General features: G+C 72.2%; 14 protein-coding genes. 8 read left to right on the top strand and 6 right to left on the bottom strand.

Features of this window, described 5'->3' with window-relative positions; genetic code table 11:
• Positions 1–211: hypothetical protein (locus tag HF526_RS30090; protein ID WP_169384974.1), on the bottom strand; the 211-nt coding region annotated here is incomplete at its 3' end.
• 959 nt (positions 212–1,170) lie between these two features.
• Here HF526_RS30090 and HF526_RS30095 point away from each other — a divergent pair.
• A complete protein-coding gene (locus HF526_RS30095) occupies positions 1,171–2,505 on the top strand; it encodes an AI-2E family transporter (protein ID WP_338051857.1) in 1,335 nt (444 codons plus the stop codon).
• A 46-nt stretch (positions 2,506–2,551) separates the two neighbouring features.
• On the top strand, positions 2,552–4,105 hold the full coding sequence (locus tag HF526_RS30100; protein WP_169384975.1) for a DUF2867 domain-containing protein: 1,554 nt from the start codon (positions 2,552–2,554) through the stop codon (positions 4,103–4,105).
• 76 nt (positions 4,106–4,181) lie between these two features.
• Here HF526_RS30100 and HF526_RS30105 read toward each other — a convergent pair whose 3' ends face one another.
• From HF526_RS30105 to HF526_RS30120, 4 genes are all read right to left on the bottom strand, one after another.
• On the bottom strand, positions 4,182–5,051 hold the full coding sequence (locus HF526_RS30105; RefSeq protein ID WP_169384976.1) for an aldo/keto reductase: 870 nt from the start codon (positions 5,049–5,051) through the stop codon (positions 4,182–4,184).
• Between the two features lie 143 nt (positions 5,052–5,194).
• Complete coding sequence (locus HF526_RS30110) at positions 5,195–6,166, bottom strand: M56 family metallopeptidase (protein ID WP_169384977.1); 972 nt, start codon at positions 6,164–6,166, stop codon at positions 5,195–5,197.
• Positions 6,163–6,543: a BlaI/MecI/CopY family transcriptional regulator gene (locus tag HF526_RS30115; protein WP_169384978.1), complete on the bottom strand. Its 381-nt coding sequence runs from the start codon at positions 6,541–6,543 to the stop codon at positions 6,163–6,165. Before HF526_RS30115 ends, HF526_RS30110 begins: the two co-directional genes overlap by 4 nt.
• Positions 6,544–6,625: 82 nt before the next feature.
• Positions 6,626–7,753, bottom strand: coding sequence for a class I SAM-dependent methyltransferase (locus tag HF526_RS30120; RefSeq protein WP_338051858.1), 1,128 nt, complete (start codon positions 7,751–7,753; stop codon positions 6,626–6,628).
• Positions 7,754–7,895: 142 nt separating this feature from the next.
• On the opposite strand from HF526_RS30120, the gene HF526_RS30125 reads away from it, so the two are divergent.
• The 6 genes from HF526_RS30125 to HF526_RS30150 all read left to right on the top strand — a co-directional run bounded on the left by HF526_RS30125 (position 7,896) and on the right by HF526_RS30150 (position 13,323).
• Positions 7,896–8,525 (top strand): dTDP-4-dehydrorhamnose 3,5-epimerase family protein, encoded by a 630-nt coding sequence (locus tag HF526_RS30125; protein WP_211178021.1) that lies wholly within the window; start codon positions 7,896–7,898, stop codon positions 8,523–8,525.
• A gap of 23 nt (positions 8,526–8,548) precedes the next feature.
• Positions 8,549–9,355, top strand: a complete 807-nt coding sequence (locus HF526_RS30130; protein WP_169384981.1) for a CoA transferase subunit A — start codon at positions 8,549–8,551, stop codon at positions 9,353–9,355.
• The gene (locus HF526_RS30135; protein WP_169384982.1) at positions 9,352–10,185 is read left to right on the top strand and encodes a CoA-transferase subunit beta; all 834 of its coding nucleotides are present in this window, start codon (positions 9,352–9,354) and stop codon (positions 10,183–10,185) included. Before HF526_RS30130 ends, HF526_RS30135 begins: the two co-directional genes overlap by 4 nt.
• Positions 10,185–10,955: a 3-oxoadipate enol-lactonase gene (gene pcaD / locus HF526_RS30140; protein ID WP_169384983.1), complete on the top strand. Its 771-nt coding sequence runs from the start codon at positions 10,185–10,187 to the stop codon at positions 10,953–10,955. The genes HF526_RS30135 and pcaD overlap by 1 nt, the downstream gene beginning before the upstream one ends.
• 148 nt (positions 10,956–11,103) lie before the next feature.
• A complete protein-coding gene (locus tag HF526_RS30145; RefSeq protein WP_169384984.1) occupies positions 11,104–11,403 on the top strand; it encodes a DUF3040 domain-containing protein in 300 nt (99 codons plus the stop codon).
• A 195-nt stretch (positions 11,404–11,598) separates the two neighbouring features.
• Positions 11,599–13,323: an NAD-binding protein gene (locus HF526_RS30150; RefSeq protein ID WP_169384985.1), complete on the top strand. Its 1,725-nt coding sequence runs from the start codon at positions 11,599–11,601 to the stop codon at positions 13,321–13,323.
• A 17-nt stretch (positions 13,324–13,340) separates the two neighbouring features.
• Here the strand turns inward: HF526_RS30150 and HF526_RS30155 are convergent, their stop codons facing one another.
• Entirely contained in the window at positions 13,341–16,031 is a 2,691-nt protein-coding gene (locus tag HF526_RS30155) for a replicative DNA helicase (RefSeq protein ID WP_169384986.1), read from the bottom strand.
• Between the last annotated feature and the right edge of the window lie 143 nt (positions 16,032–16,174).

Below are 16,174 nucleotides of genomic sequence, written 5' to 3' on the forward strand. Positions count from 1 at the left end.
CCGGGGGGGCCGCGGGCGCGGCCGCCTCGTGCTGCCGGCTGCGCCACCCGCCGACGGTCAGCGCGTGGAAGATCGGGGTCTCTGCGGCGATCTCGGAACGGCTCGCATGCCGTCCGGGAAAGGGCCCGCGGTCGATGTCGGTCACCGGGATCCGGGAGGCGGCTCGCCGCCGTCCCGCCGCACCGGTGAGACCACTTTCCTGATCGAACACGCGCCGCACCTCCTGTATGTGCCTGTCTTCGTGTGCGCCCGGCCGATGGTGCCGTCGACCCCTCCGGGGTAGGGCCGTTCGGCGCACCTCTACCACCCACAACGGGGACACCCGGGCGGGGAAACGGGTTCGGGGCGACCGTTACCGTTTTTCGGCCAACTCCCCTCTTTCGGGTGGTTACCATCCCTCGTTGGAGACGGCTCCGTATCCATTCCGCTGCCACCGCGGCACTCTTCTGCGCAGCCGGGACCGCCGGGGGCCGGTTCGACGCCCTCCCGCCCGCCTCGGCGGTGCGCCGCAGGCTTCCTCCGGGTCCGCAGCCGACGGACGGGAGAACGGGGCCCGCGCCGGGTCGCGACGACTCCGCAGCGGCGGCGCACCCGGTCCCGGCGGGCTCACCCCGGACGCCGGCACGCCCAACCGCGGGAGCGCCGTCGCCGGACGAAATCGCAGCCTGCAGCCTTGTCACCGCATCTCGTTCGCTTCGGCACGGTTCCGCGATGCGGCCGGCCGGGCCGCCGGCCATTACGGTCGACGGGTCGCAGCGGCGGCCGCGAACCGGACGATTCACCGCCCGCCGTCACCGGAGCGCTAACGTGAATCGTTTCCAACATCGCACTGAGTGAACACGTCGGCTACCTGCAGGCCATTGTGAACTCATTCAGAGGTCAACTACACGGGTGTAATTCATCTCTGCGTAACGGGAGCGTGTCGCCGCTACTCCACTCGCGACCCTTCGTAGTGCATTGGGTCGACACCGGACCTCGCGTCGAATCCCATTGCCGGCGCCGGGCCGGCGCGGGCGCGGTAAGCCGCCCGCTGCGGTCCACCCGGCACCCGATCATGATCGATTCCCTCCGCCCGGCACTGTTTATCACCCACCGCCGGCCCCCGATCGAGGTTGAGCGGGACGCCCTCAGACTCGCCCGAATCGCCCCGAGACGGGTTACCGTGCGCGGGTGAGCGATGACACGTCCGGCGTGCCGGGCAGGGGCACCGCGTCCGAACCACACTCGGCCGCGCCGCCGGTGGCCCCGGACCCGCGCCCCGCGGCCGTCGCACGGGCCGCGACGCCCCCGCCCGCCGAGAGTTCGGCGAACGGCATGGCCGCGGACGGCCGCAGCTCGATCATCCCCACGCCGCTGCGGGTGACGTCGGAGGTGTGCGCCCGGTTGCTCGTCATCGCGGCGGCACTCGGGCTGCTCATCTTCCTGATCATCCAGCTGCGGATCGTGGTCATCCCGGTGTCGATCGCCGTGCTGCTGGCCGCCCTGCTGGCGCCGGTCGTGCACTGGTTGGTCGCCCGCCGGGTGCCGCGCGGCCCGGCCACGGCCCTGGTCCTGGTCGGCGGCCTCGCGCTGATCGGCGGCCTGCTGTCGTTCGTCGTCAACACGTTCATCAACGGCTTCCCGGCGCTGCAGACGCAGCTGACCGCCAGCTTCGCCTCCATCCAGCGGCTGCTCGCCGGCCCGCCCCTGAACATCCCGTCGACGCGGCTGCAGAACCTGCCGGCCGAGCTCGGCCAGGCCATCAGCGCGAACCGCGACGCGCTGACCAGCGGCGCGCTCAGCACCGCCGCCACGGTGACCGAACTCGCCGCCGGGCTCGCGCTGGCCCTCTTCGCGCTGATCTTCTTCCTCTACGACGGGCCGCGGATCTGGCGGTTCCTGCTGCGCGGCGTGCCCCGGCCCCGTCGTCGGCGGGTCGACGTCGCGGGCCGCCGCGCGTTCGCCTCGCTGGTCGGCTACACCCGCGCCACCGTGCTGGTGGCGTTCGTCGACGCGATCGGCATCGGCATCGGGCTGTGGATCGTCGGCGTCCCGCTGGTCGTCCCGCTGGCCGCGCTGGTGTTCCTCGGCGCGTTCGTCCCCACGGTGGGCGCGGTGGTCACCGGGGCCGTCGCGGTGCTCATCGCGCTGGTGGCCAACGGCCCGATCCAGGCGCTGATCGTGCTCGGGATCGTCGTCGCCGTCCAGCAACTCGAGGGGCACGTGCTGCAGCCGCTGTTGCTGGGCCGTGCCGTGCGGCTGCACCCGCTGGCCGTGGTGCTGGCGGTGGCCGCCGGCGTGGTGATCGCGGGCATCCCCGGCGCGCTGCTGGCCGTTCCGCTGCTGGCGGTGGTCAACGCGGCGGTGCGGTCGCTCACCGCGTCGTCCGAGCAGGACCCGGCCGCGGTGAACGCCGTCAACCCGCGTCAGGCCCAGCCCGCCGACGTGACGGCCGTGCACCGCACCGAGCCGTCCCGGTTCACCCAGCTGATGCGCCGGTTGAGCAGCCGCGGGCCGGCGGCCTGAGCTCGCCCGAGCTGCCGAGCCCGCCGGAGCGCGGGAGCATGCACGGGTGCGATACCTGATCACGGGTGCTACCGGGTACATCGGCGGGCGGCTCGCACCACGACTCCTGGACGCCGGCCCCGGGTCCGGTGGTGAGGCGGTGTCCGTGCGCTGCCTGGTACGCAGCCCGGACAAGCTGCGCGACGTCCCGTGGGCGGAGCGGGTGGAGGTGGTGCAGGGCGACCTGCTCGACTCCGACAGCGTCCGTCGCGCCTGCGATGACGTGGACGTCCTGTACTTCCTCGTGCACTCGCTGTCGGAGTCGAACTTCGCCGCGATCGACCGCAAGGCCGCCCTGATCGTCGCGCAGTCGGCCCGCGAGGCCGGTGTGCGGCGCATCGTCTACCTCGGCGGCCTGCACCCCGAGGACAGCCGGCTCTCCGAACACCTGGCCTCCCGCACCGAGGTCGGGGACATCCTGCTGCGCAGCGGGGTGCCGACCGTCGTGCTGCAGGCCGCGGTGATCCTCGGATCGGGTTCGGCCAGCTTCGAGATGCTGCGCTACCTCACCGAACGGCTGCCGGTGATGCTGACCCCGCGCTGGGTGCGCAACAGGATCCAGCCGATCGCGGTGCGCGACGTGCTGCGCTACCTCGTCGGGGCCGCCCGGCTGCCCGCCGCGGTCAACCGGACGTTCGACATCGGCGGCCCCGAGGTGCTCACCTACCTGGAGATGATGCAGCGCTACGCGGCCGTCGCCGGGCTGCCGCGGCGGCACGTGGTCGGAGTCCCGCTGCTCACCCCGCGGTTGTCGGCGCACTGGGTCAACATCGTGACGCCGGTGCCGAAGGGCATCGCGGCGCCGCTGATCGAGTCGCTGGTGCACGAGGTCGTGTGCCGGGAGCAGGACATCCTCGAGTACATCCCGGACCCGCCCGAGGGCCGGATCGGCTACGACCGCGCCGTCGAGCTCGCGCTGGCCCGGATCAGCGCCGGGGACGTGGAGACCCGCTGGTCGGGCGCGACGTCCGCGGACGTGCCGTCGGATCCACTGCCGAGCGACCCGCAGTGGTCCGGCGGCAGCGTGTATCTCGACGAGCGCGAGCAGCCCAGCGCGGCGCCGCCCGAGGAGCTGTGGCAGGTCGTCAAGGGCATCGGCGGCGAGCGGGGCTGGTACTCGTTCCCGCTGGCCTGGGCGGTGCGCGGATGGATGGACCGGATGGTCGGCGGGGTCGGGCTGCGCCGCGGCCGCCGCGATCCCGACCAGTTGCACACCGGCGAGGCGCTGGACTGGTGGCGGGTCGAGCACCTGGAGGACGGCACACCCGACGGCGACGGCAGACGGCGGTGGCTGCTGCGGCTGCGCGCCGAGATGAAGGTACCCGGCCGGGCCTGGCTGGAGCTGACCGTGACACCGGCTCCGGACGGGGCGGGCGGCTCGGTCTATCGGCAGAAGGCCGTGTTCATCCCGCACGGCCTGGCCGGGCACCTGTACTGGTGGTCGGTCGCGCCGTTCCACGGGATCGTCTTCGGCGGGATGGTCCGCAACATCACCCACACCGCCGAGCGTGCCGGCCGCAACGCGGGCGCTGCCGGGCGTCGATCCGCCGGTGCCGCTTAGACGTACGTTCCGACTGCCGGTCTGACGTATGTCTCAGACAAACGTATGAGACATACGTCAGACCGGGCACGACGGGTCAGCCGACCGAGTCCAGCTTGGCGACGGTCTCCAGGTCGAGCTCGAGACCGCCGGCCCGGCAGTTGTCCTCGAGGTGCCCGATCAGCGACGTGCCGGGGATCGGCAGCATCACCGACGAGCGCTGCAGCAGCCAGGCGATCGCGATCTGCGCGGCGCTGACCCCGTACCCGGCCGCGATCTCGGCGACCACACCATCGGGCTCGGCGAGCGAGCCGGCCGCGAGCGGGAACCACGGCAGGAAACCGATGCCCTGCTCGGTGCAGTAGCGCAGGACGGCGTCGCTGGCCCGGTCGACGAGGTTGTAGCGGTTCTGCACGGTCGCCACGTCGACGACGGCCTCAGCCTGCTGGATCTGCTCGATCGAGACCTCGGAGAGCCCCACCGCCGCGATCTTGCCTTCGTCGCGCAGCGCGGCCAGCACGCCGAACTGCTCGGCCGCCGGCACCGTGGGGTCCACCCGGTGCAGCTGGAACAGATCGATGCGCTCGACCCCGAGCCGGCGCAGGCTCTGTTCGCACTTCCGGCGCAGATACTCGGGCCGACCGCACGCAACCCACTCACCCGGCCCGGACCGAAGTTGCCCGGCCTTCGTGGCCACCGTGATGCCGTCGTAGGGATGGAGGGCCTCGCGGACCAGGTTCTCGACGATGTCCGGGCCGTACGAGTCGGCCGTGTCGAACAGATCGACACCGAGATCGGCGGCCCGGCGCAGGAGCGCCACCGCTGCGGTCGGATCGGCGGGAGGGCCCCACGTGCCGGGACCGGTGAGCCGCATGGTTCCGTAGCCGAGGCGGTGTACGCCGGGCCCATCACCGAGTGGGAACCGGCCGGAGGCGGCCACGGAGCTGTCGGGAGGGTTGCTCGCCATGCGGTAAACCCTGGCATCGCTCTGTTACGGTCGCGCGCGTTCGTGACCGGGGCCGCAGTGTCACCCCGGACTCAGACCATGGTCCTGATCAGGGCGAACGGAGCGGGACGGCCGGTACCGGACCCCGCCGATGGCGTCCGGAGTCAGTGCAGCGCGGTCGCCGCGGTGGCCAGCACCGAGAGGGCGGCGAGCAGCCCGCTCGCCGTGAGCAGCGGGGTGGCCGCGAGTGCACCGCCGAGCGCGCCGCAGGTGGCGATGCGGCCCAGCCGCGACGGCGGCTCGGCCACGCCGGCCAGGTACCGCAGCCGCACGTCGACGGCGTCCCTGGCCATCGCGAGGGCGCTCTTCGGAGTCCCGGCCCCGGTGACGATCATCAGCGCCCGGCGCACCGCGTCGGCGCCGCAGGTCCGCACCGCGCTCAGGTCCGCGACCAGCTCGACCTGCTCGCGCAGCGCGACCGGCGCCTGCCCGAACAGCCGGACGAACGGGAACGCCCTGGCCAGCGCGTCGGCCGTGGCGACGAGCAGGTGATGGCGGCCGCGCAGGTGCGCCCGCTCGTGGGCGAGCACAGCCTCCAGTTCGGAGGGCGGCAACTGCCGGCGCAGCCCGTCGGTGAGCACCACGGTCCCCGGCCGGCCGCCGACGCTGAACGCCACCGGCCGGTCGGACCGCAGCCACAGCGTGGACGGGCCGCGGTCGGGACCGGGCACGGTGGCGCCGACCATCCGCAGCACCGCGAGCTGGTCGCGCACCCGGGAACGGCGGCGCAGGCCCTCGCGCACGCCGATCCAGAGCAGCCGGGCCACCGCGGCGGCCAGCAGCGTGTACGCGGCCCAGCCCGCCAGGTGGTAGACGAGCAAGTCGGGGGCGTTGTGCACGGCCGCCCACCAGGGCCGGCGGACCAGGTGGGCGAGTCCCGCGTCGGCGAACCGGCCGGGCACCGCCATCACGATCAACCCCGCGATCGCCGTGCCGAGCACCCCGGCCACCGCGAGCACCCAACCGACGATCACCACGACCGGGTCGACCGCGCGGTCGGCCATCGCCAGCAGCAGGCGCGGCGCGGCCACCGCGACGATGACGGCGCCCAGCAGCAGGGTGATCGCGACGGTCATCCGCGGGGCTCCTCCGCGCTGCCCGGCCCGGCGTCGCTCAGCGCGTCCAGCAGCACCTCGGACTCGCGCGCCGACACCGACCGGGCGAAGTGCAGCAGCACCGCCTCGACGTCGCCGGAGGAGTCGAGCAGGTCGCGCAGCGCGCGGGCGGTGACCTCCTCGCGGCTGGCGCTGGGCAGGTAGCGGTAGGCGCGGCCGTCCATCTCGCGGCACACCCAGCCCTTGCGGTGCAGGTTGTCCAGCACCGTCATGACGGTCGTGTAGGCCAGTTTGCGCTCGGGCGCGAGCTGTTCGAGCACGTCACGGACGCGGTGGGGCCCGGGCAGCCGCCAGAGCACGTCCATGACCGCAGCTTCGAGTTCACCGAGCCCGCGCATGTTGCCTCCCGGCCAGAGGATAGATCTCACGCCCCGTCCGTCCGGGTCCACCCTGCCCATCGCCCCGGCCGGGCGAGGTGTTTCAGCCGGTGGCGACGAGGTCGATCACCCGCGGCCCGGGGTCGAGGACGACCCACCTCCCGCCGGCGGACTCGATACCGGGAAGGGCGCCGCGGACCTCGTCGGCCAAGCCCGCCAGGAACAGCAGTACCCGGTCCGGGGCGCGGTCGACCAGCTCGGCCGGCGACACGATCGGGATGGTGGTGCCGGGCATCCGCTTGCCCTGCTTGGCCGGCGACGCGTCGGCGACAGCCGGCAGCAGGTCGGCGTCGATGCCCGCGTGGCTCACCAGGGGGACCGAGCGGGAGGCCGCGCCGTAGCCGAGGACGAGCCGGCCCGCCGCCTGCTCGCCGACCAGCCACGCGCGCAGCTCGGCCGCGGATGCGGCGTCCTCCTGCAGACCGCGCACCCGTTCGGCGCTGCACACGCCGTCGCGGCGTTCGGCCTCCATCAGCTCGAGTGTCGCGGTGTCGGGCTCGGGGCTGCGGGTCGCGGTGACCAGCACGGTGCCGCCGGCCATCGGGTACCACCACGCCCGATGCACGCCGAGCCCGTGGCGGCGCAGGGCGCGGTCGAGCGCGGGCACCGACCAGTAGGCGAAGTGCCCGTGCCGCAGGTCGTACCACTGGGAGTGCCGCAGCACGGTCGCGAAGCTGTGCAGCTGGACGACCAGCGTCCCGCCGGGGGCGAGGGCGTCGACGCGGGCGCGCAGCGAGGCGTCCTGGTCGGGCTCGTGCAGCAGCCCGTAGAAGTCGATGACCACGTCCGCCCCGGCCGGGCCGGCTGCGGCGATCAGGCCGTGACCGGTCAGCTGCGGAAGCCACGAGCCGCCGTGCGGACTGCCGAACTCGACGACCGTCGCGCCGGCCCGCAGCAGGCGCTGCTCGCCCATCCGTGCGATGGACCGTTCGGTCTGCTCGAGCATCGCGCGCGGTTCGACACCGGTGATCTCCTCGACACCGCCGGCGTCCTCGACGAGCTGGGCCAGCCAGCAGTCGTGGCACCACCACATGCGCAACCGGTGGGCGGGGTCGGGCAGCGGGTCGGTCAGCGGGGGCATGTGGTCCCAGGCCGGCTGCGTGCCGAGGTCGAGGACGACCTCCCCCGCGGTCGACCGGCAGGCCCGACAACGAATTGTGGCGTTGCCCACCAGGCACCAACCTCGTTCCACGTGTATGTACGCCCGACGCGAAGTACGACCCTCGATCGTAGTGCGGGCCGCTCGGGGCCACGCGGACGTCCCCGGTGGGCCCCGCCAGATTACTACTATGTTTCTTAGTAGATAAGGGAGGATGCTCGTGCAGGTCCACCGCACCGTCATCGACGGGGTGTTGCTGTTCGCGCCCATCCCGCACCGCGACGACCGGGGGTTCTTCAGCCGGACCTTCGACGCCTCCGTCGGCCGGGACGTCGGGATCCGGATCGAGGACTTCGTGCAGGACTCGCAGTCGCGTTCGCGGCGCGGCGTCGTCCGCGGGTTGCACGGGCGGCTCGGCCGGGGTGAAGCCAAGCTCGTGCGCTGCTCGCACGGCGCGATACACGACGTCGTCGTCGACGCCCGGCCGGACTCGCCGACCTTCGGCCGCGTCGCCACCTTCCGCCTCGACGACGAGGACATGCGTCACCTCTACATCCCCGCAGGCTGCCTGCACGGCTTCCAGTCGCTCACCGAGCACGCCGACACCTGCTACCGCATCGACCGCGAGCACGACCCCGGCGAGGACGTCGCCGTCCGGTTCGACGACCCCGACCTCGCCGTACGCTGGCCACTGCCGGTCACCGCGATGAGCGAGCGGGACGCGGCCGCCGGATCATGGGCCGAGCTGTGCGGGCGCCTCGGCGTCCCCCGGCCGGCCGTTCCGGTGCCCGCGGGCACCGGCGACGACCCGTGCGGCCAGCGGACCGATCGATTGCCGGGGTAGACCTGGGCGGTTAGCGTTCCGCCGTGGGGAAGATCGTGTCGTTGCCCGAGGGCGTGGCCGAACTGGTGCACGACGGTGACACCGTGGCCCTCGAAGGATTCACGCACCTGATCCCGTTCGCGGCCGGGCACGAGATCATCCGGCAGGGCCGGCGGGGCCTGACGCTGGTGCGGATGACCCCCGACCTCATCTACGACCAACTGATCGGCGCCGGCTGCGCGTCGAAACTGATCTTCTCCTGGGGCGGCAACCCCGGCGTCGGATCGCTGCACCGGTTCCGTGACGCGCTGCGCAACGGCTGGCCGGTGCCACTGGAGATCGAGGAGCACAGCCACGCCGGGATGGCCAACCGGTACGTCGCCGGCGCCTCCGGGCTGCCGTTCGCGGTGCTGCGCGGCTACGCCGGCACCGACCTGCCCACGCACACCGACACGATCTCCACGGTGACCTGCCCGTTCACCGGCGAGGAGCTCGCCGCCGTGGCCGCGATCAACCCGGACGTGACGATCGTCCACGCACAGCAGGCCGACCGGGCGGGCAACGTGCAGCTCTGGGGCATCACCGGGGTGCAGAAGGAGGCCGTGCTCGCCGCGAAGCGGTCGCTGGTCACCGTCGAGGAGATCGTCGACGAGCTGGTGCCGATGCCCGGCGGGGTGGTGCTGCCGTCCTGGGCGGTGGACCGGGTCGCGGTCGCACCCGGCGGCGCCGCGCCGTCGTACGCGCACGGTTACTACGACCGGGACAACGCCGCCTACCGGGCCTGGGACGCGATCAGCCGGGACCGGGCGGCCTTCACCGAGTGGCTGCGGGAGCTGGGAGTCGAGGCATGAGCATCCCGTCCGACACGTCCGCGGAGGCGGCTGCGCCGGCCTCCGAGTACACCGCCGACGAGATGATGACCGTCGCCGCGGCCCGGGCGCTGCGCGACGGGCAGGTCTGCTTCGTCGGCATCGGGCTGCCCTCCACGGCGGCCAACCTGGCCCGCCGGCTGCACGCGCCCGGCCTGGTCCTCGTCTACGAGTCGGGGACGCTGGACACCAAGCCCGCGGAGCTGCCGCTGTCGATCGGCGATGGCATCCTCACCGACTCCGCGCTGACCGTGGTCTCCGTGCCGGAGATCTTCAATTACTGGCTGCAGGCCGGGCGCATCGACGTCGGGTTCCTCTCCGGCGCCCAGCTCGACCGCTTCGGCAACATCAACACGACCGTCATCGGCGAGTACGACGAGCCCGATGTGCGACTGCCCGGGTCCGGCGGCGCCCCGGAGATCGCCGCGTCCTGCCGCGAGGTGATCGTCGTGATGCGGCACCGGCTGCGGTCGTTCGTCGAGCAGGTCGACTTCGTGACCTCCGTCGGGCACGGCACCGGCCCGCACGACCGGCAGCTGCTCGGGCTGCGCGGGGCCGGGCCGGTCCGGGTGATCACCGATCTCGGCGTGCTCGAGCCCGACCCCGAGACCAGCGAGCTGGTGCTCACCGCGCTGCACCCGGGGATCACCGTGGAGCAGGTGCGGGCGGAGACGGGCTGGGGGCTCGAGGTGTCCGCCGACCTGGCGGTGACCGCGGTGCCGAGCGCCCGCGAGCTGGAGATCTTGCGCGGCCTGCGTACGGTCGGCAGCGGCAACACAGCCGACCCAGCCGACGCCGAGGGAGCGAAGTGATGAGTGAGCCGGTGCTGCTGCACCATGTCGTCGACGGACCGGAGGACGCGCCCGTGCTGGTGCTGTCCGGGTCGCTGGGCAGCACCCTGGAGATGTGGCGACCGAACGTCGCGGCGCTGGCCGAGCGGTTCCGGGTGATCCGGCTCGACCACCGCGGTCACGGCGAGTCCCCGGTTCCCGAGGGGCCCTACCGGATCGCCGACCTGGCCGCCGACGTGCTCACCACCCTCGACTCGCTCGGCGTGGACCGCTTCGACTGGTGCGGTCTGTCGATGGGCGGGATGGTCGGCATGCACCTGGCCTCCGAGCACCCGGAGCGGGTGCGCCGGCTCGTGCTGTGCTGCACGTCCGCGCACTTCCCGGACAGCTCCGTGTGGACCGACCGGATCGCGGCCGTCGTCGACGGCGGCACCGCGCCGATCTCCGCGACCGTCGTGCAGCGCTGGTTCACCCCGGAGTGGGCGGCCGAGCACCCCGACGTCGTGGAGGAGGCCCGGAAGATGGTCGCCGACACCCCCGACGCCGGCTACCTGGCGGGCTGTCAGGCCCTCGAGGTGTGGGACCACCGCGACCGGTTGCCCGCGATCACGGCGCCGACGCTGGTGATCGCCGGCGAGGCCGATCCCTCCACGCCGGTCGAGCCGCACGCACGGACGATCGCCGAGGGCATCCCCGGCGCCCGGCTGGAGGTGCTCCCCGCGTCGCACCTGGCGACCATCGAGCGTGCCGACGAGGCCTCTCGGCTCATCGCCGAGCACCTCGGCAGCTGAGGCGCCCCACCGACCGGCGACGTACCGGACGGCCGCGCGAAAGATCACAATTCGATCACATATCCTGGAGGGAAGACGTCATTCCCGGGTCAGCGTGGAGCCAGGGTTTCGTCATGGCCCACTGATCGACATCCCCGGGGGTTGACCCGTGCTCAGCGACCGTGAACGCGGCGTGCTGGTCCGCATCGAGCAGGACCTGTCCATGAACGACCCCGACCTGGTCCGGCTGTTCCAGACCCTGAGTCACGCGAGAACCCCCCGCCGCCCGGTCACGATGCGGGCCGCCGGCGTCGTGCCGTGCGCCCTGCTCATCATCGGCCTCGTCCTGCTCCTGCTGGGCGGAGCCAGCACCATGATCCCCATCGTGGGGATCGGGATCGTGCTGACGCTGCTGGCGCTCGCGCTGGCCTACAGCAGCGGCGCCGAGCGGCGTCCCGGGCCGGCCTGACGCCTGCCCTCGGTCCGATCCGCGCCGGGCCCGGTGTGGACCGGTTCTCGTCCCTCGCGTCATCCGGTTCTGCTCGCGGCCGCCGCGGACCGACCGGTGATCGTTCCCATCGATCCGTCATCACGCGCTCACTTATAAGATCATCCGCAGGCCGCGCCGGGCCGGGCTGCTCTCGAGACGCGTGGGGTGATGACGGTGGTTGCCCCGCAGGAGGCCCCGGCGAAGGCTGCGACGTTCATCATCTGCGGGGACAGCCCGCTGGCCCTGCGGCTGGCCGAGGAACTGGTCTCCCAGACCGGGGACCACGTGACCGTCGTGCTGCCGTCCAGGGAGCGCAACTACGGGCCACGGATCGCGCTGCTGCCCAAGGTGCGGGTCATCGAGGCCCCCGAACTCGACGACGCCGCCCTCCGCGCGGCCGGCGTCCAGGAGGCCGAAGCCCTCGCGCTGGTGGACCAGCACGACGTGCGCAACATCCACACCGCCCTGCGGGCCCAGGAGCTCAACCCCGAACTGCGGCTGGTGATCCGGTTCTTCAACATGAGCCTCGGGCACCGGATCCGGACGCTGTTCCCCAGCTGTGTCGTGCTGTCCGACTCCGCCACCGCGGCCCCTTCCTTCGTGGCGGGGGCGCTCGGGGAGCTGGCCCCCACCTACGTGCGGCTGCCGGGCCGGACCCTGTTCGTGACCCACCGGCCCGACATCGGGGCGAGTCGGCTCGTGTGCGGGCTCGCCGACACCAGCGTGCCCGGTGTCCCGCACCTGCTCCCCGTCGACGACGACCGCGCAGACCTGGTGCTCGCGGTGGCCGTGGGGGAGCGGCGCGACCCGGAGACCCCCTCTCGACGATCGAGGCGCCGCGGCCGGGCGTGGTGGTCGCGCATCACCGCCGTCCTCGACCGGAAGCTGACCGTCGCCGCCTGTGCCCTGTTCGCCCTGCTCCTGCTCGGCACCGTGCTCTTCGCGACCGTGGGCGGCTTCTCCTGGTCCGACGCGGTGTACCTGACCGTCCTCGACGCGGCCGGGGCCGCGCAGCCGGATCCCGGGCTGAGCACGGTCGACAAGCTGATCCAGACGATGGTGACGCTCGTCGGAATCTCGATGATCCCGGTGGTCACCGCCGCGGTGATCGACGCCGTGGTCGGCGCCCGGCTGGCGCACGCGCTCGGCAGGCCACGCACGATGAGCGACCACGTGGTCGTCGCCGGCCTGGGCAACGTCGGGTCCCGGATCCTGTTGCAACTGCACGATCTGGGTGTCCCGGTGGTCGGTGTGGAGAACGACGAGGAGGCCCGCGGGGTCTCGCTGGCCAGACGGGCCGGGATCCCGGTCGTGATCGGCGACGCCAGCCGGGAGGAGACCCTGCAGGCAGCGCACGTCGGCACCTGCCGGGCCCTGCTCCCGGTCACGAACAACGACGTGACCAACCTCGAGGCGGCGCTGAACGGACGCGCGATGCGCGAGGACCTCCGCATCGTGCTGCGGTTGTTCGATCACGACCTCGCCGAACGCGTCCAGCGCAACTTCGGGATCACGCTCTCCCGGAGCGTGTCCTACCTGGCCGCTCCCGCCTTCGTGGCCGCCATGCTGCGCCAGCAGGTGCTCGGCACCATCCCGGTCGGTCGCAGGGTGCTGCTGATCGCGGAAGTGCCGGTACGGACCGGCTCCGACCTCGTCGGCGCCGGTACCGGCAGCGTCCACCAACCCGGTCGCGCCCGGGTCATCGCGGTCCACCGCCACGCCACCGGCAGCCTCGAGCTGCCCCCCGCACCGGATCGAGCCCTCACCGACGGGGACCGGCTGATCGTCCTCGCCACCCGTGCCGGCCTGCGCCGCATCCGCGACCTCAGCGCGGGACCCCCCACCGGCAGCACCGCCGTCGGCCACGACCGGGCCCCGCTAAGCAGCGCCGGTGGGTGATCAGCGCGTCGTAGGCCTCAGCCGTGGGCGAGGTCGGCGAAGCGGCTGTAGTGCAGCTGGTGGGCCACCGTGATGGTGCTGGTGGGCCCGTTGCGGTGCTTGGCCAGGATCAGGTCGGCCTCCCCGGCGCGCGGGTCGTCACGCTCGAACGCGTCCGGGCGGTGCAGCAGGATCACCATGTCCGCGTCCTGCTCGATCGAGTTGTGCACGGCGATGCCGTCGGCGATGAAGTTGTGCGTGCCGGGCACCGTCGCGTCGTACACCTGTTGCTCGCCGAGGCTCGTGACCTCCACGATCTCGTCCCAGAACACGTCGTTGGTCGCCAGCATCTCCAGGTTCGCGTCGTGCAGCACGGCGGCGGCGCGTGCCAGCCGGGACCGGCTCGGTGAGTGCTTCCACGTCGTCGAGCCACAGAACCGCGATCCCATGGCTGCGGCGACGTCGCGGTGGGTCATCTCCCGCGCCGACAGCAGGCTGCGCACGCGTCCCCAGACCTCTCGGGGAACGGTGTCGACGTTGGCGTTGCCTGTGATGCGCCGCAGGCGCTCGGCGATGTCGTGGACCGCTGCATCGCGCGCTCCGTGCACGCCGATGAACTGAGCGAATGCGCGCTGGTGTTCCGAGCCGTGGATGTGCAGCTGCCAGCGGTCGCGGTAGCCGGGCTTGCGGATCCGCGTGAGGCGGCTGAGAACGCCGAAGCGCAACAACAGTCGGGAGACATCGTCGACCAGGCGCCGGCTGTTGGATGCGTAGCAGATGCGTCCAACGCGATTCCGCTCGTCCCAGCTCACCGATCCGCCGGTCGCCCAGAGATGCCGCAGGAACAGCGCCAACTGTTCGTCGGGCAATGCGAAGACCGGAGCGGGCACGAACTTCTCGTGGCTGCGCAGGCCGAAGAGACCCAGCTCGTCGAGCCAGGCCGCGACGGGGTTACGCCGCCCATGGGCCAGACGGGTGGGCGCGGGAAGCCGGAGCGTCGTACACCTCGCAGCCGGGTATTCATCACGCACCGCGGTGATTCCGAACGCAGCAGCAGCCGATGCCACAGCCTCCAGGTTCGCCTCGTCCGTGCTCGCGTAGCGCAGAGGCCGCCGCCGGACGAAGGAACCGTCACCGATCAGGTGTGCCAGCAGCACCACCTGTTCCTCGGGCATCGGCACGGGTGTCACAGGCGCCGGAACGCGGCGCGGGGCGGCCACCCGGTCTCCGACCGAGAGAGCGCCGAGGGCGCACCATCCGTCGACGGTCAGGAACGGGTGGTTCGCGGTGGCCTCGACCTCGCGCCCCGAGGCGAGCCGTAGCCGGAAGATTTCCTTGACACCGCTGGGGAAGACCGCCGTCATCTCCCGCGGCGTCATCCGCATCCGCTCGTCGAGCGACCACAGCGGCACCCCGGTCGTTCCCGACTCGATCAGCTCACCGATGGACACCTCGGCGCCGGTGTCGGCGCGAAGCACCCGGGTCGCCGCCGTCAGACAGCCGGACTCGCGCAGGTCCGACAGCATCGGCCGCTTGTCGGTGCGCTGCTCCGGGCCACGGTTGAGCTGGCTGATCGCCACCACCGGCACCTCGAGCTCCTTGGCCAGCAGCTTGATCTGCCGAGAGAACTCACTGACCTCCTGCTGGCGCGACTCCACCTTGCGCCCCGAGGTCATCAGCTGCAGATAGTCCAGGATGACCAGCTTCAGGTCGTTGCGCTGCTTGAGCCGGCGCGCCTTCGCCCGGATCTCCATCAGCGTCAGGTTCGGCGAGTCGTCGATGAACAGCGGCGCCTCGCTGATCTCACTCATCCGCCGGGCCATCCGGGTCCAGTCGTCATCGCTCATCCGGCCCGCCCTCATGTCGGCCAGCCGGATCCGCGCCTCCGCCGACAACAGCCGCATCACGATCTCGGACTTGCTCATCTCCAGGGAGAACACCGCGCTGGTCAACCCGTGGCGCACCGAACACGACCGGGCGAAATCCAGCCCCAGGGTCGACTTCCCCAACCCCGGCCGCGCCGCCACCACGATCATCTGCCCCGGATGCAGCCCGTTGGTGGCCGCGTCCAGGTCGGCGAACCCGGTCGGCACCCCCAACGCCACCCCACCCCGGGAGGCGATCGCGTCGATCTCGTCCATGGTCGGCTGCAGCAGCTCCTCGAGCGCGACGTAGTCCTCGCTCGTGGACCGCTCGGTGACCTCGTAGATCGCCGCCTGGGCCCGGTCCACCACGTCGTTGACCTCGGCCCCATCGGCGCCGTGATAGCCCAGCTGCACGATCCGCGTCCCGGCCTCCACCAGCCGGCGCAGGATCGCCTTCTCCGCCACGATCTCCGCGTAGTACGCCGCGTTCGCCGCCGTCGGCACCGTCGCGATCAACGTGTGCAGATACGGCGCCCCACCCAGGCGGATCAGCTCACCGCGACGCTGCAACTCCGCCGACACGGTCACCGCATCCGCCGGCTCACCCCGGCCGTACAGATCCAGGATGCAGTCATAGACCGTCTGGTGCGCCGGCCGGTAGAAATCATCCGGCCGCAGCACCTCCACCACGTCGGCGATCGCGTCCTTGCTCAGCAGCATCCCGCCCAGCACCGACTGCTCCGCGGTCAGATCCTGCGGCGGCTGCCGGTCGAACGGCGACGGTGCCTCACCGCCGCGGGACGAGCCCTCCTCGCCCCGCACCGGCCGCGGCCGCCCAGCCGGCCGATCGTCCGTCACCGCCATACGCAGCGTCACCCCCAACACTGATACTATCGAACATCTGTTCGATCCGCACTATGGCCGACCCGACCACCCGCAGACTGATCGGTGAACGGTCGGCGCCGCAGGAGCAACATCGCGAACCCCGGAAGGGGCAGGCTAGGCCC

This window comes from Pseudonocardia acidicola (assembly GCF_012911935.1).
Lineage (GTDB): Bacteria > Actinomycetota > Actinomycetes > Mycobacteriales > Pseudonocardiaceae > Pseudonocardia > Pseudonocardia acidicola.

Coding starts and splice junctions, on each gene's coding strand:
- HF526_RS30105 (WP_169384976.1), bottom strand. CDS start 5,051: ATGGCGAGCAACCCTCCCGACAGCTCCGTGGCCGCCTCCGGCCGGTTC.
- HF526_RS30110 (WP_169384977.1), bottom strand. CDS start 6,166: ATGACCGTCGCGATCACCCTGCTGCTGGGCGCCGTCATCGTCGCGGTG.
- HF526_RS30115 (WP_169384978.1), bottom strand. CDS start 6,543: ATGCGCGGGCTCGGTGAACTCGAAGCTGCGGTCATGGACGTGCTCTGG.
- HF526_RS30125 (WP_211178021.1), top strand. CDS start 7,896: ATGCTCGTGCAGGTCCACCGCACCGTCATCGACGGGGTGTTGCTGTTC.
- HF526_RS30135 (WP_169384982.1), top strand. CDS start 9,352: ATGAGCATCCCGTCCGACACGTCCGCGGAGGCGGCTGCGCCGGCCTCC.
- pcaD (WP_169384983.1), top strand. CDS start 10,185: ATGAGTGAGCCGGTGCTGCTGCACCATGTCGTCGACGGACCGGAGGAC.
- HF526_RS30155 (WP_169384986.1), bottom strand. CDS start 16,031: ATGGCGGTGACGGACGATCGGCCGGCTGGGCGGCCGCGGCCGGTGCGG.